General features: G+C 60.6%; 21 protein-coding genes. 8 read left to right on the plus strand and 13 right to left on the minus strand.

The genetic code is table 11. The features are described 5' to 3' along the window. Nucleotide 1: 1 nt before the first annotated feature. Nucleotides 2–862: a MurR/RpiR family transcriptional regulator gene (locus tag BFW87_RS06335; RefSeq protein ID WP_078739077.1), complete on the minus strand. Its 861-nt coding sequence runs from the start codon at nucleotides 860–862 to the stop codon at nucleotides 2–4. Nucleotides 863–874: 12 nt separating this feature from the next. Next, nucleotides 875–2,224 carry a GntT/GntP/DsdX family permease gene (locus tag BFW87_RS06340; protein ID WP_139372400.1) on the minus strand — a complete coding sequence of 450 codons (1,350 nt, stop codon included), beginning with the start codon at nucleotides 2,222–2,224 and terminating at the stop codon, nucleotides 875–877. A gap of 248 nt (nucleotides 2,225–2,472) precedes the next feature. Here BFW87_RS06340 and BFW87_RS06345 point away from each other — a divergent pair, with 248 nt between their 5' ends. Further along, on the plus strand, nucleotides 2,473–2,865 hold the full coding sequence (locus tag BFW87_RS06345) for a lysozyme inhibitor LprI family protein (RefSeq protein WP_078739079.1): 393 nt from the start codon (nucleotides 2,473–2,475) through the stop codon (nucleotides 2,863–2,865). Between the two features lie 4 nt (nucleotides 2,866–2,869). Here the strand turns inward: BFW87_RS06345 and BFW87_RS06350 are convergent, their stop codons facing one another. From BFW87_RS06350 to BFW87_RS06370, 5 genes are all read right to left on the minus strand, one after another. Next, entirely contained in the window at nucleotides 2,870–4,315 is a 1,446-nt protein-coding gene (locus BFW87_RS06350) for a SulP family inorganic anion transporter (protein WP_078739080.1), read from the minus strand. Between the two features lie 184 nt (nucleotides 4,316–4,499). Further along, on the minus strand, nucleotides 4,500–5,393 hold the full coding sequence (locus tag BFW87_RS06355) for an NAD-dependent epimerase/dehydratase family protein (RefSeq protein WP_078739081.1): 894 nt from the start codon (nucleotides 5,391–5,393) through the stop codon (nucleotides 4,500–4,502). 103 nt (nucleotides 5,394–5,496) lie between these two features. Beyond that, on the minus strand, nucleotides 5,497–6,393 hold the full coding sequence (locus BFW87_RS06360; protein WP_078739082.1) for a LysR family transcriptional regulator: 897 nt from the start codon (nucleotides 6,391–6,393) through the stop codon (nucleotides 5,497–5,499). Nucleotides 6,394–6,423: 30 nt separating this feature from the next. Continuing rightward, on the minus strand, nucleotides 6,424–7,014 hold the full coding sequence (locus BFW87_RS06365) for an NAD(P)H-dependent oxidoreductase (protein WP_078739083.1): 591 nt from the start codon (nucleotides 7,012–7,014) through the stop codon (nucleotides 6,424–6,426). A gap of 122 nt (nucleotides 7,015–7,136) precedes the next feature. Continuing rightward, nucleotides 7,137–7,901 (minus strand): sulfite exporter TauE/SafE family protein, encoded by a 765-nt coding sequence (locus tag BFW87_RS06370; RefSeq protein WP_078739084.1) that lies wholly within the window; start codon nucleotides 7,899–7,901, stop codon nucleotides 7,137–7,139. A 189-nt stretch (nucleotides 7,902–8,090) separates the two neighbouring features. On the opposite strand from BFW87_RS06370, the gene BFW87_RS06375 reads away from it, so the two are divergent. Next, the gene (locus BFW87_RS06375) at nucleotides 8,091–8,981 is read left to right on the plus strand and encodes a LysR family transcriptional regulator (RefSeq protein ID WP_078739085.1); all 891 of its coding nucleotides are present in this window, start codon (nucleotides 8,091–8,093) and stop codon (nucleotides 8,979–8,981) included. On the opposite strand, the gene BFW87_RS06380 is transcribed toward BFW87_RS06375, so the two are convergent. Both BFW87_RS06380 and kynU read right to left on the minus strand, forming a co-directional pair. Continuing rightward, nucleotides 8,927–10,333 carry an amino acid permease gene (locus tag BFW87_RS06380; RefSeq protein WP_078739086.1) on the minus strand — a complete coding sequence of 469 codons (1,407 nt, stop codon included), beginning with the start codon at nucleotides 10,331–10,333 and terminating at the stop codon, nucleotides 8,927–8,929. The two genes, BFW87_RS06375 and BFW87_RS06380, sit on opposite strands and share 55 nt — an antisense overlap. Nucleotides 10,334–10,470: 137 nt before the next feature. Then, entirely contained in the window at nucleotides 10,471–11,721 is a 1,251-nt protein-coding gene (gene kynU / locus BFW87_RS06385) for a kynureninase (RefSeq protein ID WP_078739087.1), read from the minus strand. Nucleotides 11,722–11,865: 144 nt separating this feature from the next. On the opposite strand from kynU, the gene BFW87_RS06390 reads away from it, so the two are divergent. After that, a complete protein-coding gene (locus tag BFW87_RS06390) occupies nucleotides 11,866–12,339 on the plus strand; it encodes an Lrp/AsnC family transcriptional regulator (protein WP_078739088.1) in 474 nt (157 codons plus the stop codon). 121 nt (nucleotides 12,340–12,460) lie between these two features. Here BFW87_RS06390 and catA read toward each other — a convergent pair whose 3' ends face one another. Genes catA through BFW87_RS06405 form a run of 3 tightly spaced genes read right to left on the minus strand, consistent with a single transcriptional unit; the run spans nucleotide 12,461 to nucleotide 14,862 of the window. Further along, nucleotides 12,461–13,390, minus strand: a complete 930-nt coding sequence (gene catA / locus BFW87_RS06395) for a catechol 1,2-dioxygenase (protein WP_078739089.1) — start codon at nucleotides 13,388–13,390, stop codon at nucleotides 12,461–12,463. A gap of 41 nt (nucleotides 13,391–13,431) precedes the next feature. Continuing rightward, on the minus strand, nucleotides 13,432–13,722 hold the full coding sequence (catC, locus tag BFW87_RS06400; RefSeq protein WP_078739090.1) for a muconolactone Delta-isomerase: 291 nt from the start codon (nucleotides 13,720–13,722) through the stop codon (nucleotides 13,432–13,434). 12 nt (nucleotides 13,723–13,734) lie between these two features. Beyond that, nucleotides 13,735–14,862: a muconate cycloisomerase family protein gene (locus BFW87_RS06405; protein ID WP_078739091.1), complete on the minus strand. Its 1,128-nt coding sequence runs from the start codon at nucleotides 14,860–14,862 to the stop codon at nucleotides 13,735–13,737. Nucleotides 14,863–14,976: 114 nt separating this feature from the next. Here BFW87_RS06405 and BFW87_RS06410 point away from each other — a divergent pair, with 114 nt between their 5' ends. Then, entirely contained in the window at nucleotides 14,977–15,852 is an 876-nt protein-coding gene (locus tag BFW87_RS06410; protein WP_078739092.1) for a LysR family transcriptional regulator, read from the plus strand. A 114-nt stretch (nucleotides 15,853–15,966) separates the two neighbouring features. Here BFW87_RS06410 and BFW87_RS06415 read toward each other — a convergent pair whose 3' ends face one another. Next, on the minus strand, nucleotides 15,967–16,959 hold the full coding sequence (locus BFW87_RS06415) for an AraC family transcriptional regulator (RefSeq protein ID WP_078739093.1): 993 nt from the start codon (nucleotides 16,957–16,959) through the stop codon (nucleotides 15,967–15,969). A 296-nt stretch (nucleotides 16,960–17,255) separates the two neighbouring features. On the opposite strand from BFW87_RS06415, the gene antA reads away from it, so the two are divergent. From antA to BFW87_RS06435, 4 genes are all read left to right on the plus strand, one after another. Further along, the gene (gene antA, locus BFW87_RS06420; protein ID WP_078739094.1) at nucleotides 17,256–18,647 is read left to right on the plus strand and encodes an anthranilate 1,2-dioxygenase large subunit; all 1,392 of its coding nucleotides are present in this window, start codon (nucleotides 17,256–17,258) and stop codon (nucleotides 18,645–18,647) included. Next, nucleotides 18,647–19,138, plus strand: a complete 492-nt coding sequence (gene antB, locus BFW87_RS06425) for an anthranilate 1,2-dioxygenase small subunit (RefSeq protein WP_078739095.1) — start codon at nucleotides 18,647–18,649, stop codon at nucleotides 19,136–19,138. The genes antA and antB overlap by 1 nt, the downstream gene beginning before the upstream one ends. A gap of 244 nt (nucleotides 19,139–19,382) precedes the next feature. After that, entirely contained in the window at nucleotides 19,383–20,390 is a 1,008-nt protein-coding gene (gene antC, locus BFW87_RS06430; protein ID WP_078739096.1) for an anthranilate 1,2-dioxygenase electron transfer component AntC, read from the plus strand. 72 nt (nucleotides 20,391–20,462) lie between these two features. After that, complete coding sequence (locus BFW87_RS06435) at nucleotides 20,463–21,863, plus strand: amino acid permease (protein ID WP_078739097.1); 1,401 nt, start codon at nucleotides 20,463–20,465, stop codon at nucleotides 21,861–21,863. Nucleotides 21,864–21,996: the final 133 nt, after the last annotated feature.

A 21,996-nucleotide genomic window follows, 5' to 3' on the forward strand; every position in this document is an offset into this window, starting at 1 on the left:
ATCAGTCTCCAAGCGGCAGGCTGTCAGGCCCACCGCGATAATCGTCCAGGGCCAGCTTGATCCGGCGCAGGCGTTCCTGGTTGTCGTCCGGCAGGGCCAGTGCCAGCTCGGTGGCGAGCAGGTCGATGGCCAGCAGCATTCCGTAGCGCGCCGCAGTGGGCTTGTAGATAAAACTGGTTTCCGCCGGTTGCAGCGGCAGCACGACGTCCGCCAACTGTGCCAAAGGCGACTCGGCCAGGGTGATGGCGATGATGCGCGCGTCGTAGTTGCGTGCCAGCGCAACCACGTCGAGTAATTCAGGCGTGAGGCCAGTGAGCGAGCAGACGATCAGCACATGCTCCGGGCCCAGCGTCGCAGCGGTGACACGCATCATCACCGGGTCATGGCTGGCAGCAATCGGATAGCCCAGACGCACCAGGCGCACCTGCAACTCATCGCTGCACAAGCTCGACGGGCCGCCCATGCCGAACGCATGAATCATCCGCGCCTTGCCCAGCAAGCTGACCGCGTCGACAAAACTCGCCTGGTTAAACCCCGACAAGTGCTGACGCAATGTCGCTTCGATGTCACCCAGAATCTGCCGATGAAACGCCGATTGTTCCGGCAACCCCGCAGGGTCCAAAAAGCGGCTGCCGACGCCGCTGGCCTGCGCCAATTGCAGGCGCAAATCACGCAAATCCCGGCACCCCACGCTGCGCGCAAACCGCGACAAGGTGGCGGTGCTGACCTCGGCCCGTTGCGACAACGCTTCAAGGCTGGCCGACGCAGCAAAGCCCACGTCATCCAGCATCAGCCTGGCGATACGCCCTTCGCCGGCGCTGAAGGAGTCCTGGCGGGCGCGGATCTGGTAGAGGATGTCCATGGGGGCTCCGGGTTACAAAATGCAGGACAAACCATAAGTGAGACCGAAAGCGACCACCGAAATCAGGGTCTCCAGCACGGTCCAGGTCTTGAAGGTCTGGATCACCGTCATATTGAAGTATTCCTTGATCAGCCAGAAGCCGCCGTCGTTCACATGGGAAAAGATCACCGAGCCGGCGCCGGTGGCCAGCACCAGCAATTCAGGGTGTGGATAACCCAGGCCCATGGCAACGGGGGCGACTACCCCGGAGGCGGTGGTCATGGCCACCGTCGCCGAACCGGTAGCAATGCGCATCAGTGCTGCGAACAGCCAGCCCATCACCAGCGGCGACAGGTGGAAGGCGTGAGCCAAACCGAGAATCTCGTTGGTGACGCCGGCGTCCACCAGAATACGGTTCAAGCCGCCGCCCGCGCCCACCAGCAAGGTGATACTCGCGGTCGGCGCCAGGCATTCATTGGTGAACTTGAGGATCGATTCGCGGTTGAATCCCTGCGCCAGGCCCAGGGTGTAAAAACTCACGAGGGTCGCGACCAGCAGAGCAATCACCGAGTTGCCGATAAACAGCAGAAACTGGTTAAACCCGGTGCCCGGCGTGGACAGCACATTGGCCCAACCGCCGATCATCATCAACACCACCGGCAACAGGATCGTGCCCATGGTCATGGCAAAACTCGGCAAACGGGTGCGCGGCTCGCGGTCGATAAACTGGCGTTCCAGCGGGTTTTCCGCCGGCAAGTGAATGCGCGGCACGATGAATTTGGCGTACAGCGGGCCGGCGATGATAGCCGTGGGAATGCCGATCAAAATCGCATACAGCACGGTCTGGCCAACCGACGCGTTATACGCCAGCACCGCCATCATCGCCGCCGGGTGCGGCGGCACCAACGCATGCACCACCGACAAACCCGCGACCATCGGCAAGCCGACCATCAGGATCGACACGCCGACACGCCGCGCCACGGTAAAGGCGATGGGCACCAGCAACACAAAACCGACCTCGAAAAACAGCGGCAGCCCCACCAGAAACGCGATGCACACCATCGCCCAATGGGCATTGCGCTCGCCAAACCGGTTGATCAGCGTGCGCGCCACCTGCTCGGCGCCGCCGGACTCGGCCATCATCTTGCCAAGCATGGTGCCCAGCGCCACCACCAAAGCGATGTGCCCCAGGGTTTTACCGACGCCCGCCTCGTAGGATCCCATAATGGTGTCCGCCGGCATCCCGGCCATCAGCGCCAGGCCGATCGACACCAGGGTGATGACAATAAACGGGTTGAGTCGGTAACGTGCAATCAGCACGATCAAAGCAATGATGGCGATGGCAGCGTATGCCAATAGCCCGAAGCCCGGTGATGCGGCCATGCGGTACTCCTCGGAAAGGGTCACGTCGAATCTGTTGTGAAACTCATAAATCATTACCGGGGATTATTTTCAATTTTTATGAAAGTAATTTTCGCCCACGGATAAGCGCTGTCGCTTTGGGATATGCCCAACGCCAGCCGATGAAAATTCGGGGGGTGTTCTTACATGAAGTTTTTTGCGCGCGGAAACTCAACTGCCGGGGCCGAGTCTCACATGGCAACCCGCATTCACAACCAGGAAAACCAACAATGAATCGCAAGACCCTGCTTGTTCCCTTCGCTGCCGGCGCCCTGCTGCTGGCCCTGTGCGGCACCGCCTCGGCCGCCGATAACCCGGCGCTGAAAAAGTGCATGGACGGCGCCAATACCACCGTCGACATGGTCAATTGCAACGCCAAGGAAGCCAAGGTGCAGGATGAGCGCCTGAATAAAGCCTACAAAACTGCCCTTGCCGCCCAAGAAGGTGACCGCAAGCAAAAGCTGCAGGACGTGCAGCGCCTGTGGATCAAATACCGTGATGCCAATTGCAGCTTCGCCGGCTCAGCCACCGGCGGCACCATCGATCAGATCAACGGCTCCGGCTGCCTGCTGGACATGACCCAGACCCGCGCCCAGGAGCTGGAAGACCTGGTCGGGCCGTAAGCGATCAGTCGTGATGAACGCGAGCTCGCTTGAGCAACTTCTTGCAGCGCTCCGACAAATGCAGCACCCGCAAATGCTTGTCCGCCTTGGCGTAGCGCTCGCGCAGGGTCATCAGCGCGGCAATCGCTGAATAGTCGACAAAGCTCAGGTGACGGCAATCAAGCGTCACCTGAACCGGGTCGTTGGCCGGGTCGAACTGATTCAAAAACGGCGTGGTCGAGGCGAAGAACAAGGTGCCGTGCAGGCGATAAAGCTTGCTGCCGTCGGCTTCCAGATGCTCATCCGCGTACAGCTCGCGGGCCTGCTGCCAGGCGAAATTCAACGCCGCAATCACAATCCCGCAAAACACCGCCGTGGCCAGGTCGGTGAACACCGTGATCACCGTCACCGCTACGATCACCAGCACGTCATTCAGCGGCACTTTGTTGATCACCCGCAACGAGGCCCAGGCGAAGGTCTGCTGCGACACCACAAACATCACCCCCACCAGCGCCGCCAGCGGAATGCGCTCGATCAGCGGCGACAAAAACAGAATGAACAACAGGATCATCACCCCGGCAAACACCCCGGAGAAACGCCCGCGCCCGCCGGAGCTGAGGTTGATCACGGTTTGCCCGATCATCGCGCAACCGCCCATGCCGCCGAACAGGCCCGAGACCATATTCGCCGCGCCCAGCGCCACGCTTTCACGGTCGGGGTAGCCACGGGTTTCGGTGATTTCGTCGGTGAGGTTCAGGGTCAGCAGGGTTTCCAGCAGGCCGACCATTGCCATCAAAAACGCGTAGGGCGCGATGATGCCGAGGGTTTCCAGGGTCCACGGAATCTGCGGCAAGGCGAAGGTTGGCAGGCCGCCGGCGATATGGGCCATGTCGCCCAGGGTACGCGTCGGCAGGCCGAGCAGGTACACCGCCAGGCCGACGCCGAGGATCGCCACCAGTGCGGGCGGCACGGCACGGGTCAGGCGCGGCAGCAGGTAGACGATGGCCATGGTCAGCACGACCAGCCCGGTCATCACGTACAACGGCGTGCCCGAGAGCCAGGTGTCACCGCTTTTGAAATGCTCCAGTTGCGCCAGTGCGATGATGATCGCCAGGCCGTTGACGAAGCCGAGCATCACCGGGTGCGGCACCATGCGCACCAGCTTGCCCAGGCGCAACACGCCAAAGGCAATCATGATCAGCCCGCCCAACAGCACCGTCGCCAGCAGGTACTCGACGCCGTGCTGCACCACCAGCGCGACGATCACCACGGCCATCGAGCCCGCTGCACCGGAAACCATGCCCGGCCGCCCGCCGAACAGTGCGGTAAGCGTGCAGATGATAAACGCGCCATACAGGCCCATCAGCGGGTTGAGGTGAGCCACCAGGGCAAAGGCGATGCATTCGGGCAGCAACGCAAAGGACGTGGTGAGGCCGGCCAGGGCATCGGCGCGCAGATGGGTTAGGTTCATGGGGTACCGGGGTCATGCGGGGGATAAGGCGGGGATGGTACGGAAATGCGGCGGAAGGGGCTAGCCTGAGAGACCGAGTGGTCTGCATCGCAGGCAAGCCAGCTCCCACCTTTGACCGTGTTCACTGATCAAAATGTGGGAGCTGGCTTGCCTGCGATGGCAGCACCTCGGTGCTAAGCGAACATCACACCATCTCGTTACGAATCCACTCGACTACCGAGGTGCGCTTCGGCGCCCAACCCAGCAGTTCACGCGCATGCTTGCCACGCACCCGGCTGTTGGAGCCCAAACCATAGTTGGCCATTTCATAACCCCACTCGGCCTCCGCCTCGGCCAGCGGCCAATCCTGTGGCTTGCCCAGCTTCAGCGCTTCGGCGATGGCAGTGGTCATGTCGACAAACGCCGCTTCGCTGCTTTCCACGAAGTAGAAAGTGCCCGGCAGGTTCTTGGTCAGCGCCAGCAGATACAACGCCACCACGTCTTCAATATGCACATTGGACCAAATGTTCTGCCCGGTGCCCACATGGCGCACCACACCGCTCTTGCGCGCCTGCTTGAGCAAGCGTGGCAATTGCACGCTGTCGCGCTTCACGCCCAGGCTGTGGCCGTAGATCAGGGTGTTGCAGATCACTGCCGAGTTCACGCCGTCGTTGGCCGCCGCGAGAATCAGGTTATCGATCGCCACACGGGCGGCCTTGTCGACAGTCGGCTCCGGCAGGTTGTCTTCGAAGTAGATAACGTCGCTGGATTTACCGCCCGACGCATCACCGACGATGCTAGAACCGCTGGTGTGCAAGAAAGGTTTGTTGGAGCCTTGCAAGGCCGCCAGCAAGGTTTCCACAGCGGCACGATGGTCGCTGCTGGCGGCATTGATCACCGCGTCGGCCTTCTGTGCCTGCTCGGTCAGCACTGCGGCGTCATCGAGGGTGCCGATAATCGGGTTGATGCCCAAGACGGTCATTTCAGCCGCCTGCTCGGCACTGCGCACCAGGCCGGTGACGGTATGGCCAGCCTTGACCAGTCCAGTGGCGATGGAACCGCCGATAAAACCTGCTGCGCCGGTAATGAATACATTCATGGAGGACTCTCCTGCGTGGGTAAGTGATGGGTCCAGTATCCAGACCTGCCCGGCGTCGAATAAGCCCCCGCCGCCCAAATCACTCTTGCGCAAAGGTCACGAATCAGCAGGCATAGCGCACGAGTTTGGCTTGAATGAAATCCAGGAAACACTGAATACGCAGGGCCAATTGCGAGTTGCGGTAGAACACCGCGTGGATCGGCTGGCGATAGCCGCTGTTGAACTCCTCCAGAATCGGCACCAGGCGCCCGGCGTCGATGTCGGCACTCGTCATGAAATTCGACAGGCAGCAAATGCCCTGCCCTTCCAGCGCCAGGTGGCGCACGGTTTCACCACTGGACGCTGCAATGCTCGGCTGGATCAGCCAGCGGTCGCCTTCTACATGGCGCAGCGGCCAGTGGTTGAGGGTTTCAGTCTGGGTAAACCCCATCAACGTGTGATCCGCCAACTCGGCCACCGTGGTCGGCGTGCCGTATCGCTGGAGGTACTCGGGGCTGGCGAGGATGTGCAACGGTGTACAACCGAGGAAGCGCGCATGCAACGTGGAGTCAGCCAGGATGCCGATACGAATTGCGATGTCGGTGCTTTGTTCCAGCAGGTCAATGATCAGGTCATCGCTGTTGAGCTCCAGCTGGATATCCGGGTAGAGGCTGCGAAACTCGGCGATGTAGGGCATCAACCCGTGGAGCATGAACGGTACGGCGGCATTGATGCGCAGCCGCCCCGCCGGTTTTTTCTGGCGTGACGACAGGCGCTCCTCCAGGTCGTCCATCTGCGCCAGGATCACCTTGGCCTGCTCGAAGAAGTACTTGCCCTCCTCGGTCAGGTCCATGCGCCGCGTGGTGCGGTTGATCAGCGTGGTGTCGAGCTTGGCCTCCAGGCGCGACAACGTGCGGCTGACCGCCGACGGCGTCTGCCCGACCTGCTCCGCCGCGGCGGAAATCGAGCCGCACTCAATCACGCTGACGAAGATCTGTAGCTCATCGGATCGGGCTTTCACAGGCTGTCCTCTTTATCGGTTGCTGGCAGCTTACACCGAGAAATTGAACACCTGCGCCAGATGCTGTTCGTAACGCACCACGTCGACCTCAACCTGCGGGCGCTTCATCACGTCCACACAGAGGAAGGTCGGCAGGCCGGTCATGCCGAGAAATTCGTTGGCCTTGTGGAACGGGAAGTACACGGCGTCCACACCCTTGGCTTCAAAGAAGTCGGTCGGGTCGTCGAAGGCTTGCTGCGGCGCATTCCAGGTCAGCGACAGCATGTACTGCTTGCCCTGAATCAAGCCGCCGCTGCCGTATTTCTGCGACGAATCGGAGCGCGTGCGGCCGTCGCTGGCATACAGGTGGCCGTGGCCTTCGGTGAAGACTTCGTCGATGTATTTTTTCACGATCCATGGCGCGCCCATCCACCAGCCGGGCATCTGGTAGATGACCACATCGGCCCAGAGGTATTTGGCGACTTCTTCGGCCACGTCGTAGCCTTCATCGATGTGCGTGACTTTGACGTCGATCCCTGCGCGGTCCAGCACCGCCACGGCGGCGTCGTGCAGAGTGGTGTTGTAGCGACCGTCGGAGTGGGCGAACTGCTTGCCGCCGTTCAGCAGAAGGATTTTCTTCATGGGGGGGATCCAGAGGGTGGAAAATGTCTGCCGGCAGGCTATCGACATTGGCCCCGAGGAATAAGCGGCGGCGCCGCAAAATACATTTGACCAAAACGCACGAATAAACCCCTACTCTTGATTCAGCCACTGATCAGCAGGTGCCCGCCCAACAGCGCCATGCCGATAAAAAATACGCGCTTGAACAGCACAGCACTGATGCGTTGCCGCACCGCCTGGCCCAGCCACATGCCCAGCAACGCGGGGACCAGCGCCAGCACGGATGCATTGAGTTCACCGCCGCCCAGGGTACCGCGCCAGGCCAACCCGGCGGCCAACGCCAGGGTCGAAACCGTGAACGACAACCCCAGCGCCTGCACCAACTGATCACGATTCAAGCCCAGCGCTTGCAGATACGGCACCGCCGGAATCACGAACACGCCCGTGGCCGAGGTGATCACGCCGGTGATCACACCACACAACGGGCCCAGCCAGCGTTCGGTTTCAGGCTTGACCTTGAACGTGGGCAACAACAAACCACTCAACGCATACACCAGCAACGCTCCGCCCAGGGCGCGCACCACCCAATGCCCGCCGTCCATGCCCAGCCACAACGTGCCCAGCCCGGTGCCGAGGAAGATCAGCAGCAGCATCGGCCACACGCGTTTGATCAACGCGCTCAAGTAGCCGCCGAAGGCCAGTTGCCAAAGGTTGGTCACGGTGGACGGGATGATCAGCAGCGCCGCAGCCTGCGCCGGCAGCATAGCCAGGCCGAGCATGCCCATGGCGACGGTGGGCAGGCCCAGGCCGATGACGCCCTTGACGGTGCCGGCCAGCAGAAAGGTGCCAAACACCAGCAGGGTCAGGGTAAGGCCGATGTCTTGGTAGAAAGCGAGGAAGGTATTCATGGGGGGATTGTGGGGGATTTCGATGAGGTCTGAAATTCGCCATATACTGAGGCAGCCTCTTGTTTTGCATGAGGCTGAAATCGCCATCGCAGGCAAGCCAGCTCCCACATTTGGCTGTGTGAATACATTCAAGTGTGGGAGCTGGCTTGCCTGCGATGAGGCCAGTGATATCACCCGAGAAACAAAGCCATGCACTTTGACCTGATCGACCTGCGCCTCTACCTGCACATCCTCGATACCGGCAACATCACCGCCGGCGCGGCCCGCAGCCACCTGTCCCTGGCCGCCGCCAGCGCGCGCATCCGAGCGATGGAAGCGTCTCTGGGCATCGAGTTCCTTGAACGCAACCGCCGGGGCGTCACGCCCACCCCGGCCGGCAAAGCTCTGGCCCGCCACGCTCGCCTGCTGCTGCAACAAGCCGAACACCTGCAACAAGACCTCGCCGAATACGCCAACGGCGTCAAAGGCCAGGTGCGCCTGCTGTGCAACACCACGGCGCTCAGTGAATACCTCCCGGAATTGCTCGCGGACTTCCTGCGCAAACACCCCAACCTCGATATCGACCTGCAGGAACTGCCGAGCCTGCGCATCACTCACGCGTTACGCCAAGGCACGGCAGACCTGGGCATCATCTCCGACGCCGTCGACACCCACGGCTTACAAACCCTGCCCTTTCGCGACGACCCGCTGGTGCTGATCGCGCCGCTGGATCATCCGTTCACCCAGGGGAGTTTTATCGACAGCCTGCAGCACGACTTTGTGGGCCTGGCGGCCAACAGCGCGCTGACGGTTTACCTCGAAGAGCAAGCGTTGCACGCAGGTTTCCGCCTGCAAACGCGCATCCGCGCCGAGGGGTTTGACGGGTTGATTCGCATGGTCGCCGGCGGCGCAGGCCTGGGGATTGTCCCCCAGGCTGCATTGGACCGCTGGCCCGCAGAACAGCGTTTCAGAGCCCAGCCATTACGCGAAGACTGGGCCTGCCGAACGCTGCTGCTGTGCGCGCGCTCATTCGAACAACTGCCGGGCTATGCCAAGGCTTTGTTCGACGCCCTGGCCCTGCCCTTGCGGAAAAACACGTAATACACCGCCGATAGAATCAGCAGAAATGGCACGCCAAACACCAGCGTCATCTTGAACGCCTCGGTGAAGTACGTGGTGATCATCACCGCCCCCATCAGCACCAGCCCCAACAGCGTGCTGTAGGGAAACAGCCGCAGCTGAAACGACAGCTTAGGCCCGCCGTGGCGCTTGCGATAACGGCGGAAGAACAGGTGCGTGAGGAAGATCATGAACCAGGTAAAGATCGCGCCAAACATCGAGATCGCCATCATCAGCGTGAACGAGCTTTCCGGGTACACCACGTTCAGCAGCGTCGCCAGGGCAATGCCCGAACTGGACAGCAGCAGTGCGTTCAGCGGGATACCGCTCTTGCTCAGCGCCCCCATGGACTTGGGCGCAAACCCCGCGCGCGACAGGCTGAACATCATGCGCGTGGTGATGTAGAGCTGGCTGTTCATCGCCGACAGCGCCGCGATCAGAATCACGAAATTCATCAGCCCGGTCGCGCCGGGAATACCGATGGCCTGCATCACGGTAACGAAGGGGCTTTGGGTCTGCCCGGCCTGGTTCCACGGCACGATGGCGAGCATCAGCGCCAGGGTCAGCAGGTAAAACACCACCAGCCGCACGATGGTCGCGCGAAAGGCTTTTTTTACTGCCTGCTCCGGGTCGGCGGCTTCACCGGCGGCCACGGCGATCATCTCCACGCTCAGGTAGCTGAAGATCGAAACGATGACCGCGACCCACATGCCGCTCAGCCCATGGGGGAAAAAACCGTCGTGGGCGGTGTAATTCTGCACGCCGTATTCCGGGTTGCCGGAGCCGAACACCACGTACACGGCGAGGAGGATAAAGCCGACAATGGCGCTGATCTTGATCGTCGAGAACCAGTATTCAAAGTTGCCGAAGGTCTTCACGCTGATCGCATTGAGCGCGATCAACACGCTGGAAAACGACACAATCCACACCCATTCCGGCACGTCTGCGAACCAGTACTTCATGTACATCGCCACCGCCGTGACCTCGGCGCCCACCGCCAGCACAATCGCGGCCCAATACGCATATCGCACCAGGAACCCGGCGAGCGGGCTGATGTAGAACTCGGCGTAGGCGCCAAACGAACCCGAGGTGGAATGCGCCACCGTCATTTCCGCCAGGCAACCCATCAACAGCAAAGTGATCAACGCGCCGATGGCGTAGCTCACCAGCACGCTGGGCCCGGCATAACCGATGGCGTAGGCGCTGCCCATGAACAGCCCGGTGCCAATGGCGCCGCCGATGGCGATCATGCTCATCTGGCCGGAAGTGAGCTGGCGCCGCAGGCCCAGTTCGCGGTGGGTGATTTCTGCAAAGCCGGTGTCTGGCGTGGTCACGTGGTGTGCCCCTTTATTATTGTGATGGTTGTTGCTGGCGGTGAACCCTGTGGGAGCTGGCTTGCCTGCGATAGCGGTGGTGAATTCACTATCGCTATCGCAGGCAAGCCAGCTCCCACATTGGATTTGTGTTGTGCTTAAGTAACGCTGTTGCGGACTTTGAATTGCGGTTGGTCCCACGTGCCGTTGTCGAGGATTTCCCCGAGGACTTCTACGGCGTCAAACACCTCGGTGAAGCTCGTGTACAACGGCGTAAACCCGAAACGCATGATCCGCGGCTCGCGGTAATCACCGATCACACCACGAGCAATCAGGGCCTGAATCACCGCATAACCTTCAGGGTGTTCGAAACTCACGTGACTGCCACGTCTGGCATGTTCGCGCGGGGTGATCAGTTCCAGACCATGGGCGGCGCACCGAGATTCGACCAGCGTAATAAAAAGGTCCGTCAGCGCCAGGGATTTCGCGCGCAGGCTGGCCATATCGGTCTGGGCAAAAATCTCCAAACCGCACTCCACCATCGCCAGCGAAGTAATCGGCTGCGTGCCACACAAATAACGCGCGATACCCGCACTCGGCGCGTAGTTCGATTCCATGGCGAACTGGCGGGTGTGCCCAAACCAGCCCGACAACGGCTGGCGCACCACGTCCACCAGCGCCGGGTTGACCCACACAAACGCCTGGGAGCCCGGCCCGCCGTTGAGGTATTTGTAGGTGCAGCCAATCGCGTAATCGGCACCCGCCTTGTGCAAATCGATGGGCACCGCGCCCGCCGAGTGGGCCAGGTCCCAAATGCTCAGGGCGCCGCATTCATGGCTCAGGGCGGTGAGCGCCTGCATGTCGTACATGTAGCCGGTTTTGTAGTTGACGTGGGTGAGCATCACCACCGCTACGTCAGCGTCGATGGCCTGCGTGAGCTCGTCCGGGCTGTTGACCAGGCGCAGCGAGTAGCCCTGTTGCAGCAGCTCGGTCAGGCCTTCGGCGATGTACAGGTCGGTGGGAAAGTTGCTCGCTTCACTGACGATCACCTTGCGCTTGGGTTGGCGTTGGCGCTGCACGCTCAAGGCGGCGCTGAGCACCTTGAACAGGTTAATCGAGGTGGTATCGGTGATCACCACTTCACCATCGCGCGCACCGATCAGCGGCGCCAGGCGGTTGCCCAGGCGCTGGGACAACTCCGCCCAGCCGGCGCTGTTCCAGCTGCGGATCAAGCCATTGCCCCATTCATCACTGATCACCTGCTGCGCCCGCGCCAGTGCTGCTACCGGCCGTGCGCCGAGGGAGTTGCCGTCGAGGTAGATCACGCCCTCCGGCAACGCGAACTGCTGACGCAAAGGCGCCAGCGGGTCCTGGGCATCGAGGGCTTGGCAATGGCTGCGGGTGGTCATAAGCGATCCTGCTTTTTATGAGTAGAGATGGGCCCAATAATGAACGAAGATTTAGAGAATTTTCGTGCAAAGTGCCGGGCAACAGGCTAATTAAGCAGTAGGAAATTCGAATTTAACCTCCAAACACGCGGATTTATTCTAACCATGATTCTCGACGCCACCGACCTGCGCCTCCTGCATTTCCTGCAACAGGATGGCCGTATCAGTAACCAGGAACTGGCGGAAAAAGTCGCGCTGTCACCCTCCGCCTGCCTGCGCCGTTTGCGCCTGTTGGAGAGCGAGGGAATCATCAGCGGCTACCGCGCCGTGTTGAATGCCGAGCAATTGGGGATTGAGCTGGAGGCCATCGTGCACCTGTCGCTGCGCCAGGATGTGGAGGACTGGCACGAGACGTTTATCAAGAAGGTGCAGAGCTGGCCGGAGGTGGCCAGTGCATACGTGATTACGGGCGCGAGCAATTATGTGCTGAGGGTGCAGGCGCGGAATTTGAAGCACTTTTCGGACTTTATCGTGAACCACCTGAACCGTACGGCGGGGGTGGTGGATATTCGCTCGGAGATTGTGCTGCAGAAGATCAAGGATCGGGATGAGGTGCTGGATCTGGTTATCCGCAAATAACCGCAACACCGCAAAAACTTGTGGGAACTGGAACCTGTGGGAGCTGGCTTGCCTGCGATAGCGGAGGAATATTCACCACCGCTATCGCAGGCAAGCCAGCTCCCACATTTTTTAACTGCGTTTAATCTTCCAAAGCGCGAACGCGCTGCATGCGTTTTTGCTCTACTGGCGCCGCTGCTGGTTGCAACTCAAAGTCAAAATCAATCTGTGCAAACCGCCCTTCCACGCCAAACTCCCGCGCCAATTGCGGGTCGTCACTAAACCGGATTTCAGCAATCAACTCATCGCGCGTCGCATAGGCAAAATCATCATGCAGGTACGGGTCATCCGACAGGTTGATCTGCGTGGTCAGGTGCCGATGCCCCGCTGCCGAAATGAAGAAATGAATATGCGCCGGCCGCTGCCCGTGGCGGCCCAGTTGATCGAGCAGTTGCTGGGTGGGACCGGTCGGTGGGCAGCCGTAACCGGACGGCACGATGCTGCGAAAACGGTAGTTGCCCTGGGCATCGGTCTCGATGCGGCGGCGCAGGTTGAACTCGGACTGCGCCGGATCAAACCACGAATAGGTACCGCCGGTATTGGCCTGCCACACGTCCACAATCGCGCCCGCCAGCGGCTTGCCATCGGTGTCGCGCACCTGCCCACGCATGAACAGCGGCACCGCCGCGTCCGTGCCGTCATCCAGCCGCGCTTCGTATTGGCTCAACGGCGCACCGGCCACGTACAGCGGGCCTTCGATGGTGCGCGGGGTGCCGCCGGATTTGCCGGCTTCTTCGTCGGCGGCGTCCATCAGCAAGTCCAGGTAATGCTCCAGGCCCAACCCGGCCGCGAGCAAACCGGCTTCCTGATTTTTACCCAGCTCATTGAGGTAATTGACCGCCTTCCAGAATTCTTCCGGGGTCACTTCCAGGTCTTCGATGATGTTCACCGTATCCCGCAGGATCCGGTAGATCAGCGCCTTGGCGCGCGGGTTGCCGCCGTCGTTGAGGTTGCCGCTGGCTTCTTCGAGAAACTGTTGGGCGTGGGCAGTCTGGGAAATCCGGATGGACATGGTGCAATCCTCATCTTGTCATTATTAGAGTGGAAACAGGCTCAGCGGTCGTCCTCATGGATCGACGAAGGATGGCGGCACAGCGCATTCACTTCGATGGCCATGTAAGGGAAAAGCGGCAGTTGCATCAGCAGGTCGTGCAGTTCCTGAACGCTGCTCACGTCGAACACGCTGTAGTTGGCGTAGTGCCCGGCAATGCGCCACAGGTGGCGCCATTTGCCCTCCTGCTGCAGACGTTGCGCGAGGGCTTTCTCCTCGGCTTTCAAACCCGCCGCATGCTCGGGGTTCATGTCGAGCGGCAGGTTCACGGTCATTTTTACGTGGAACAACATGGCAGTCGCCTCTTAGTGTTTGTCACGACGGAAGAACGCCAGGCGCTCTTCATCAATGCTCAGGCCAAGGCCCGGTGCGGTGGACACATGGAGCTGAAAATCGCGGTACTCCGGCGGTTCGGTGAGGATGTCTTCGGTGAGCAGCAACGGGCCGAACAGCTCGGTGCCCCACGCCAGTTTATTCAGCGTGAGGAAGGCGTGCGCCGACGCCAGGGTGCCGATGCCGCCTTCAAGCATGGTGCCGCCGTACAGGCCAATACCCGCCGCTTCAGCAATGGCCGCCGTGCGCAACACGGCACGCGGGCCGCCGTTCTTGGCGATCTTCAGCGCGAACACCGAGGCTGCACCTTCGCGAGCCAGGTTGAAGGCATCCTCCACACATTCGATGGATTCATCGGCCATGATCGGCGCCGGGCTCGACAGGTTGAGCCGGGCCATGCCGCCGCGATTGTTGCGCGAAATCGGCTGCTCGATGAGGTCGATGCCGTTGTCACCGAGCACCTTGCAAGCACGCAGGGCAACGGCTTCGTCCCAGGCCTGGTTGACGTCGACGCGCACACTGGCGCGTTCGCCCAAAGCCTTTTTGATCGCAATTACATGGGCCAGATCGCGGCTGACTTCACCGGCGCCAATCTTCAACTTGAAAATGCAGTGGCGGCGCAGGTCGAGCATCTTTTCCGCCTCGGCAATGTCCTGCTCGGTGTTGCCACTGGCCAGAGTCCAGGCGACCGGCAAGGCATCACGCACGCGGCCACCGAGCAATTCGCTGACCGGCAGGTTCAGGCGCTTGCCCAACGCATCCAGCAATGCGCTTTCGATACCGGACTTGGCAAAGGTGTTGCCGCGAATGCTGCGCTCCAGGCGCAACATGGCCGCGTTGATATTGCTCGCATCCTGGCCGATCAGCAGCGGCGCAAAGTGGCGGTCGATGTTGATTTTGATGCTGTCGGGGCTTTCATTGCCGTAGCTCAGGCCGCCAATAGTAGTGGCTTCGCCGATGCCTTCGATGCCGTCAGCGCAACGCAGGCGGATGATCACCAGCGTCTGGTTTTGCATGGTGTGCATCGCCAGCTTGTGCGGGCGAATAGTGGGGAGGTCGATGATGATCGTGTCGATCGACTCGATGGCGCAAATCGGCATGGCTATACCCGTTGGGTTCTTTATAGGTTTGCGTCGATTCTGTGCCGTATTTTTCAAGGCTTCCAATATAGAATGGGTCTCGCACGATACCCTTAAGGTATGAAAGGAACCGTCATGGAACTGCGTCATCTGCGCTATTTTCAGGTGCTGGGTGAAACCCTCAACTTCACCCGCGCAGCCGAACGCCTGCACATCGCCCAACCGCCGTTGAGCCGGCAGATCCAGCAACTCGAGGATGAGTTGGGTGTGATTTTGCTGGAGCGCGGCCGCCCCTTGCGGCTGACCGAAGCCGGGCGGTTTTTCTATGAACACGCCAATGTGCTGCTCGAACAGTTGGGCAAGGTCTGCGAGAACACGCGGCGCATCGGCCAGGGCGAGAAGACCTGGCTGGGCATCGGGTTTGCGCCGTCGACCTTGTACGGCGTGCTGCCGGAATTGATTCGGCGGCTGCGCACCCATGACGCGCTGGAGCTGGAATTGGGTCTGTCGGAAATGACCACCTTGCAGCAGGTCGAAGCGCTCAAGGCCGGGCGGATCGATGTGGGCTTCGGGCGGATTCGTATCGATGATCCGGCGATTGTCCAGCGCGTGCTGGTGGAGGATCGACTGGTCGCCGTGCTGCCCGCCGGTCACCCGTTGCTGGGCGCGCCCGCCACCCTCGCGCAGTTGGCCGCCGAGCCCTTTGTGCTGTACCCGGGTAACCCGCGACCCAGCTATGCCGACCATGTGATTGCGCTGTTTGACGCCCACGGGCTGAGCCTCAAGGTGGCGCAGTGGACCAATGAATTGCAGACAGCCATTGGGCTGGTCGGTGCGGGGATGGGCGTGACGCTGGTGCCGGCGTCGGTGCAGGTGTTGCACCGGGCGGATATTGGTTACACGCCGGTGGTGGAGGCCACAGCGACGTCGCCGATTATTCTGAGCCGGCGGGTGAATGATCAGTCGCCGGGGCTCAGTCATTGTTTGCAACTGGTGGAAGAGTTGATCTGAAATCCCCCAAACACCACAAAACCCCTGTGGGAGCTGGCTTGCCTGCGATGGCGGTGGTGCATGTGCCACCGCTATCGCAGGCAAGCAGCTCCCACATTTGGATCTTCATCGAGTTCAGAGACTGCGCAGGCGCTTGCGTTGCAGTGTCTGGCTCGGAGTCTCATCAAACAGTTTTCGATACTCCGCCGAAAACCGCCCCAGATGCGTAAACCCCCAGCCCAAGGCAATTTCAGAAATGGTGCGCGTAGAACCCTGCTCCAGCATTTCCTGACGCACCGCCCCCAACCGGTACTTCTTCAAATACGCCATGGGCGACAGCGCAAAGTATTTGCGAAACGCATCAAACAGCTTGAACCGCGACACACCGGCGGCCACTTCGAGGTCTTCGAGGTGCACGTCTTCGCGGGCATTGTCGTGAATGTATTGCCGCGCGCGGATCAGGTAATGCGGCAGCTTCACGCCCAATACGTCGCGCAATTCTTCTGAGTAGTTATTCGGCTGGGCGAGGATCAGCCCCTTGATCAACGAGCTTTCCAGGTCGCGGGTGAACGCCGGCTGCTCATACAACTCGCTGCCGTGTTCCAACTCCGCAATGAAGTACCGCGCCATGCGCCACCACGACGCTGAAGCGCCGTCTACCGCGTCCATCACTGACTCAAACCGCAGCGGCGCTTCAATCGGTCGTTGCAGCAAACCTTCCAGCGACTCACTCATCGCCGCCCGCGTAATCACCACCTGCAACTTGCGGCAATCACCGGAAATCGCCAGCACCTGATGCTCGTTCGGCGCGAGGATCACGCCCTGATCACGGTTGGAACTCAGGCGTTCACCGTTTTTGCTCAGTTCCTGCTCACCCACCAGCGGCAGGCTGAGGCTGTAGCTGCTGAAATGCTCGGCGTCTTCAATGCCGATGGTCACGTCCGTGCCGTATTCGATCACGCCCAGGGTGGTGGCGCGGGACTTGAACACATTGGCGCTGTGGTGAAAACGCAGGCGTTCCGGCGTGGACGTCGCCAACCGGTGCGGGCCGCAGATGCCGGACATCCAGCTGCAGGCGCCTTCCAGGTCGAAGCGTTGAATATGGATTTCGCGTGTATGGCTACTCATCAGGGTGCACCCACGGCGGTCAGGCTGTTTGCGCGCTCTGGCGGCGCGTCATCGTTGTTGTTCAACAGCAAGTTCTACGCCACGCCAGCCGGATTGCAACCGGGTGGATAGCAACCGCCGACTATGTGGATAACGTGCCGCCTTTTGCCTGCATGACAGTAGCGCACCTCGCACCGTGGTGGGTATTTGCTGCCCAACTATGTGGCCTGTCTTCCCCCACTAAGCGGATAGCCCGCCCCCTGCCCCGCTGCCTCTAATGACCCACCGATTAGCCCCTGTCAAAAAAGGTGCCTCCCATGAGTGGTGCAAGAAGCGTCGAGCAGTGGAAAACGTTTATCGAAGGCTGTCTGGATTTTCGGCCTGTGGATGAAGTGTTCCGCATCGCCCGCGACATGTTTACCGAACCGGAACTGTTTGATCTCGAAATGGAACTGATCTTCGAGAAAAACTGGATCTACGCCTGCCACGAAAGTGAACTGGCGAATAACCACGACTTCGTGACGATGCGCGCCGGGCGCCAACCGATGATCATCACCCGCGACGGCGAAGGCCAACTCAACGCGCTGATCAACGCCTGCCAGCATCGCGGGACCACCCTCACCCGCGTGGGCAAGGGCAACCAGTCCACCTTCACCTGCCCGTTCCACGCCTGGTGCTACAAGAGCGACGGCCGGCTGGTGAAGGTCAAGGCGCCGGGTGAATACCCGGAAGGTTTCGACAAGGCCACGCGCGGCCTGAAAAAGGCGCGCATAGAGAGCTACAAGGGCTTTGTGTTTATCAGCCTTGACGTGCACGGCAGAGACAGCCTGGAAGACTTCCTCGGCGACGCCAAAGTGTTCTTCGACATGATGGTCGCCCAGTCCGCCACCGGTGAGTTGGAAGTGCTGCCGGGCAAATCCGCCTACACCTACGACGGCAACTGGAAGCTGCAAAACGAAAACGGCCTGGACGGTTATCACGTCAGCACCGTGCACTACAACTACGTGGCCACCGTGCAGCATCGCCAACAGGTCAACACCGAAAACGGCACAGGGTCCGGCACCACGCTGGACTACAGCAAACTCGGCGCCGGCGACGCCAACACCGACGACGGCTGGTTCGCCTTCAACAATGGCCACAGCCTGTTGTTCAGCGACATGCCCAACCCCAGCGTGCGCTCCGGTTACGCCACGATCATGCCGCGTTTGGTAGAAGAACACGGCCAGCAAAAGGCCGAATGGATGATGCACCGCCTGCGCAACCTGAACATCTACCCCAGCCTGTTTTTCCTCGACCAGATCAGCTCGCAGCTGCGCATCATCCGCCCGGTGGCGTGGAACAAAACCGAGATCATCAGCCAGTGTTTGGGGGTGAAGAACGAGTCCGACGTCGACCGCGAAAACCGCATTCGCCAGTTTGAGGACTTCTTCAACGTGTCGGGCATGGGCACGCCGGATGACCTGGTGGAGTTCCGCGAGGCCCAGCGCGGGTTTCAGGGACGGCTGGAGCGCTGGAGCGATATCTCGCGCGGCAGCCATCGCTGGGAAACTGGGCCGACGCCAAACAGTGAAGCCATCGGCATTCAGCCGGCGATGACCGGCACCGAATTCACCCATGAAGGTTTGTACGTGAACCAGCACCGTAATTGGCAGCGGTTCCTGCTCAACGGCCTCGACAAACAAGCGCTGAAACTGCGGGAGGTGGAATGATGAACGCGCAATTGCAGTATCAGATTGAGCAGTTCTTCTACCGCAAATCCGAGCTGTGCGACGCCCAGGACTGGGACGCTTACGTGCAGCTGTTCGACCCGCAGAGCGAATTCCACCTGCCGCAATGGGATTCGGAACACGTCTACACCCGCGACCCCAAGCGCGAAATGTCGCTGATCTATTACGCCAACCGCTCGGGGCTGGAAGACCGCGTGTTCCGCCTGCGTACCGGTAAGGCCGCGTCAGCCACGCCGATGCCGCGCACGCTGCACCTGATCAATAACGTACGGATTGCCGAACAGGCCGACGGCACGCTGGAAGTGCGGCTCAACTGGCACACGCTGTTCTATCGCCTGGCGACTTCGGAGCAGTTTTACGGGCGGGCGACTTACAGCCTGAAACCCCACGGCGACAGCTGGCTGATCACCCGCAAGCACGCGTTGCTGCTCAACGACACCATCAACTCGGTGCTGGATTTCTATCACCTGTAGCAGCGAACTTTTGTGGCACAGGGGCTTGTTGTGGCGAGCGGGCTTCCTGTGGCGAGCGGGCTTCCCCCGCGTTGGGCTGCGTAGCGGCCCCTCTGGAAGACACCGGGTTTTCAGCCGGAAAAATGCGGTGGTCTTTTTGGGGCTGCTTCGCAGCCCAACGCGGGGCAAGCCCGCTCGCCACAACAAGCCCGCCGGTCACAAGAAGCCCGCTCGCCCCAGGTCATAAATTCGTGGAGATCTATCAATGAATCACAAAGTCGCCTTCAGCTTTGCCGACGGCAAGACCCTGTTCTTTCCAGTAGGCGCAAATGAAATCCTGCTGGACGCAGCCCTGCGCAACGGCATCAAGATCCCGCTGGATTGCCGCGAAGGCGTGTGCGGCACCTGCCAGGGCCGTTGCGAATCTGGCGATTACACCCAGGATTATGTGGATGAAGAGGCCCTTTCGGCGCTCGACCTGCAACAACGCAAAATGCTCAGCTGCCAGACCCGGGTGAAATCCGACGCAGCGTTTTACTTCGATTTTGATTCGAGCCTGTGCAACGCGCCGGGGCCGGTGCAGGTGCGTGGCACGGTGAGCGAGGCGCAGCAGGTGTCGGCCAGCACGGCGATTTTGCACGTGCAGTTGGATGCGCCACTGGATTTTCTGCCCGGCCAGTACGCCCGCCTGTCGGTGCCTGGCACTGACAGTTGGCGGTCGTATTCCTTCGCCAACCTTCCGGGCGATCAATTGCAATTTCTGGTGCGCCTGTTGCCCGACGGCGTGATGAGCAACTACCTGCGCGAGCGTTGCCAGGCGGGCGACACGATTTTGATGGAAGCACCTTTGGGTGCGTTTTACCTGCGCCACGTGACCAAACCACTGATGCTGGTAGCGGGTGGCACCGGGTTGTCGGCATTGCTCGGCATGCTCGATGAATTGGCCGCCAACGGCTGCAATCAGCCGGTGCACCTGTACTACGGCGTACGCGCTGCCGAGGACTTGTGCGAGCCCAAGCGCATTGCCGCCTACGCATCAAAAATCCCTGACTTTCGCTATACCGAAGTACTCAGCGCCCCCTCCCCCGAGTGGCCCGGCAAACGCGGCTACCTCACCGAGCATTTCGACCTGGCCGAATTGCGGGACAGATCGGCGGATATGTACCTGTGCGGTCCCCCTCCAATGGTCGAATCCATACAGCAATGGCTGGCGGATCAGGCACTTGATGGCGTTCAGCTGTATTACGAAAAGTTTACGCAGAGTAATATCTGAACCCTCAGACGTTTTGAGGGGCGGATGCGGCGTGCATTCAACCCTGAGAAAAACAAGTAGAAGGGACTGTTAATGGCGGATGACATGGTTAACCCGGTGGGCCTCAAGCGTGGCCTGAAAAACCGGCATATTCAGCTGATCGCCTTGGGAGGGGCGATTGGCACGGGGTTGTTCCTCGGCTCGGCCGGGGTGCTCAAGTCGGCGGGGCCGTCGATGATCCTCGGCTACGCGATTGCCGGGTTTATCGCGTTCCTGATCATGCGCCAGCTCGGCGAGATGATCGTCGAAGAGCCGGTGGCCGGCTCCTTCAGCCACTTCGCGCACAAGTACTGGGGCGGCTACGCAGGCTTCCTGGCCGGCTGGAACTACTGGGTACTTTACGTGCTGGTGGGCATGGCCGAACTGACGGCGGTGGGCAAATACATCCAGTTCTGGTGGCCGGAAATCCCGACCTGGGTCAGCGCGCTGGTGTTCTTTGTCGCGGTGAACCTGATCAACACCTTGAACGTGAAATTCTTCGGTGAGGCCGAATTCTGGTTCGCGATCATCAAGGTGGTGGCGATTGTCGGCATGATCGTGCTCGGCTGCTACCTGCTGTTCAGCGGCACCGGCGGCCCGCAAGCGAGCGTCAGCAACCTGTGGAGCCACGGCGGGTTCTTCCCGAATGGCGGCATGGGTCTGTTAATGTCCATGGCGTTCATCATGTTCTCGTTTGGTGGCCTGGAATTGGTCGGCATCACTGCCGCCGAGGCCAGCGAGCCGCGCAAAGTCATCCCCAAAGCCATCAACCAGGTGGTGTACCGGATCCTGATTTTCTACGTCGGCGCACTCACCGTGTTGCTGTCGCTGTACCCGTGGGACCAGCTGCTGCAAACCCTCGGCGCCTCGGGCGATGCCTACAGCGGCAGCCCGTTTGTGCAGATCTTCTCGCTGATCGGCAACGACACTGCGGCGCACATCCTCAACTTCGTGGTGCTGACCGCAGCGTTGTCGGTGTACAACAGCGGCGTGTACTGCAACAGCCGCATGCTGTTCGGTTTGGCGGAACAAGGCGACGCGCCAAAAGCGCTGATGAAACTGAATAAACAAGGCGTGCCGATCCGGGCCCTGGCGATCTCGGCGTTGGTGACGATGCTGTGCGTGGTGGTCAACTACGTCGCGCCGCAAAGTGCGCTGGAACTGCTGTTCGCGCTGGTGGTTGCTTCGCTGATGATCAACTGGGCGCTGATCAGCATCACCCACATCAAGTTCCGCAAAGCCATGGGCGTGCAAGGCGTGACGCCGACGTTCAAGACCTTCTGGTTCCCGTTCAGCAACTACCTGTGCCTGGCGTTCATGGTGATGATCATCAGCGTGATGCTGGCGATTCCGGGGATCAGCGAGTCGGTGTATGCGATGCCGGTGTGGGTGGGGATTATCTATGTGGCTTACCGGTTGCGGATGAGAAAAGCGAAAGTAGCCGTGGCGCAGTAACCCATGTGGGAGCGGGCTTGCTCGCGAATGCGGTGTGTCAGCTATTCATTAGTTGACTGAACCACCGCATTCGCGAGCAAGCCCGCTCCCACAGTTTTGAACGCATTCCAAACAAAAAGCCCCGGTGATCCGG

Origin of the sequence: Pseudomonas fluorescens (assembly GCF_002022275.1) — a bacterium.
Lineage (GTDB): Bacteria > Pseudomonadota > Gammaproteobacteria > Pseudomonadales > Pseudomonadaceae > Aquipseudomonas > Aquipseudomonas fluorescens_AJ.

Excerpts from the sequence above, each read along its gene's own strand:
- BFW87_RS06335 (WP_078739077.1), bottom strand. The coding sequence starts at position 862 with ATGGACATCCTCTACCAGATCCGCGCCCGCCAGGACTCCTTCAGCGCC.
- BFW87_RS06340 (WP_139372400.1), bottom strand. The coding sequence starts at position 2,224 with ATGGCCGCATCACCGGGCTTCGGGCTATTGGCATACGCTGCCATCGCC.
- BFW87_RS06345 (WP_078739079.1), top strand. The coding sequence starts at position 2,473 with ATGAATCGCAAGACCCTGCTTGTTCCCTTCGCTGCCGGCGCCCTGCTG.
- BFW87_RS06350 (WP_078739080.1), bottom strand. The coding sequence starts at position 4,315 with ATGAACCTAACCCATCTGCGCGCCGATGCCCTGGCCGGCCTCACCACG.
- BFW87_RS06355 (WP_078739081.1), bottom strand. The coding sequence starts at position 5,393 with ATGAATGTATTCATTACCGGCGCAGCAGGTTTTATCGGCGGTTCCATC.
- BFW87_RS06365 (WP_078739083.1), bottom strand. The coding sequence starts at position 7,014 with ATGAAGAAAATCCTTCTGCTGAACGGCGGCAAGCAGTTCGCCCACTCC.
- BFW87_RS06370 (WP_078739084.1), bottom strand. The coding sequence starts at position 7,901 with ATGAATACCTTCCTCGCTTTCTACCAAGACATCGGCCTTACCCTGACC.
- BFW87_RS06375 (WP_078739085.1), top strand. The coding sequence starts at position 8,091 with ATGCACTTTGACCTGATCGACCTGCGCCTCTACCTGCACATCCTCGAT.
- kynU (WP_078739087.1), bottom strand. The coding sequence starts at position 11,721 with ATGACCACCCGCAGCCATTGCCAAGCCCTCGATGCCCAGGACCCGCTG.
- BFW87_RS06390 (WP_078739088.1), top strand. The coding sequence starts at position 11,866 with ATGATTCTCGACGCCACCGACCTGCGCCTCCTGCATTTCCTGCAACAG.
- catA (WP_078739089.1), bottom strand. The coding sequence starts at position 13,390 with ATGTCCATCCGGATTTCCCAGACTGCCCACGCCCAACAGTTTCTCGAA.
- catC (WP_078739090.1), bottom strand. The coding sequence starts at position 13,722 with ATGTTGTTCCACGTAAAAATGACCGTGAACCTGCCGCTCGACATGAAC.
- BFW87_RS06405 (WP_078739091.1), bottom strand. The coding sequence starts at position 14,862 with ATGCCGATTTGCGCCATCGAGTCGATCGACACGATCATCATCGACCTC.
- BFW87_RS06410 (WP_078739092.1), top strand. The coding sequence starts at position 14,977 with ATGGAACTGCGTCATCTGCGCTATTTTCAGGTGCTGGGTGAAACCCTC.
- BFW87_RS06415 (WP_078739093.1), bottom strand. The coding sequence starts at position 16,959 with ATGAGTAGCCATACACGCGAAATCCATATTCAACGCTTCGACCTGGAA.
- antA (WP_078739094.1), top strand. The coding sequence starts at position 17,256 with ATGAGTGGTGCAAGAAGCGTCGAGCAGTGGAAAACGTTTATCGAAGGC.
- antB (WP_078739095.1), top strand. The coding sequence starts at position 18,647 with ATGAACGCGCAATTGCAGTATCAGATTGAGCAGTTCTTCTACCGCAAA.
- antC (WP_078739096.1), top strand. The coding sequence starts at position 19,383 with ATGAATCACAAAGTCGCCTTCAGCTTTGCCGACGGCAAGACCCTGTTC.
- BFW87_RS06435 (WP_078739097.1), top strand. The coding sequence starts at position 20,463 with ATGGCGGATGACATGGTTAACCCGGTGGGCCTCAAGCGTGGCCTGAAA.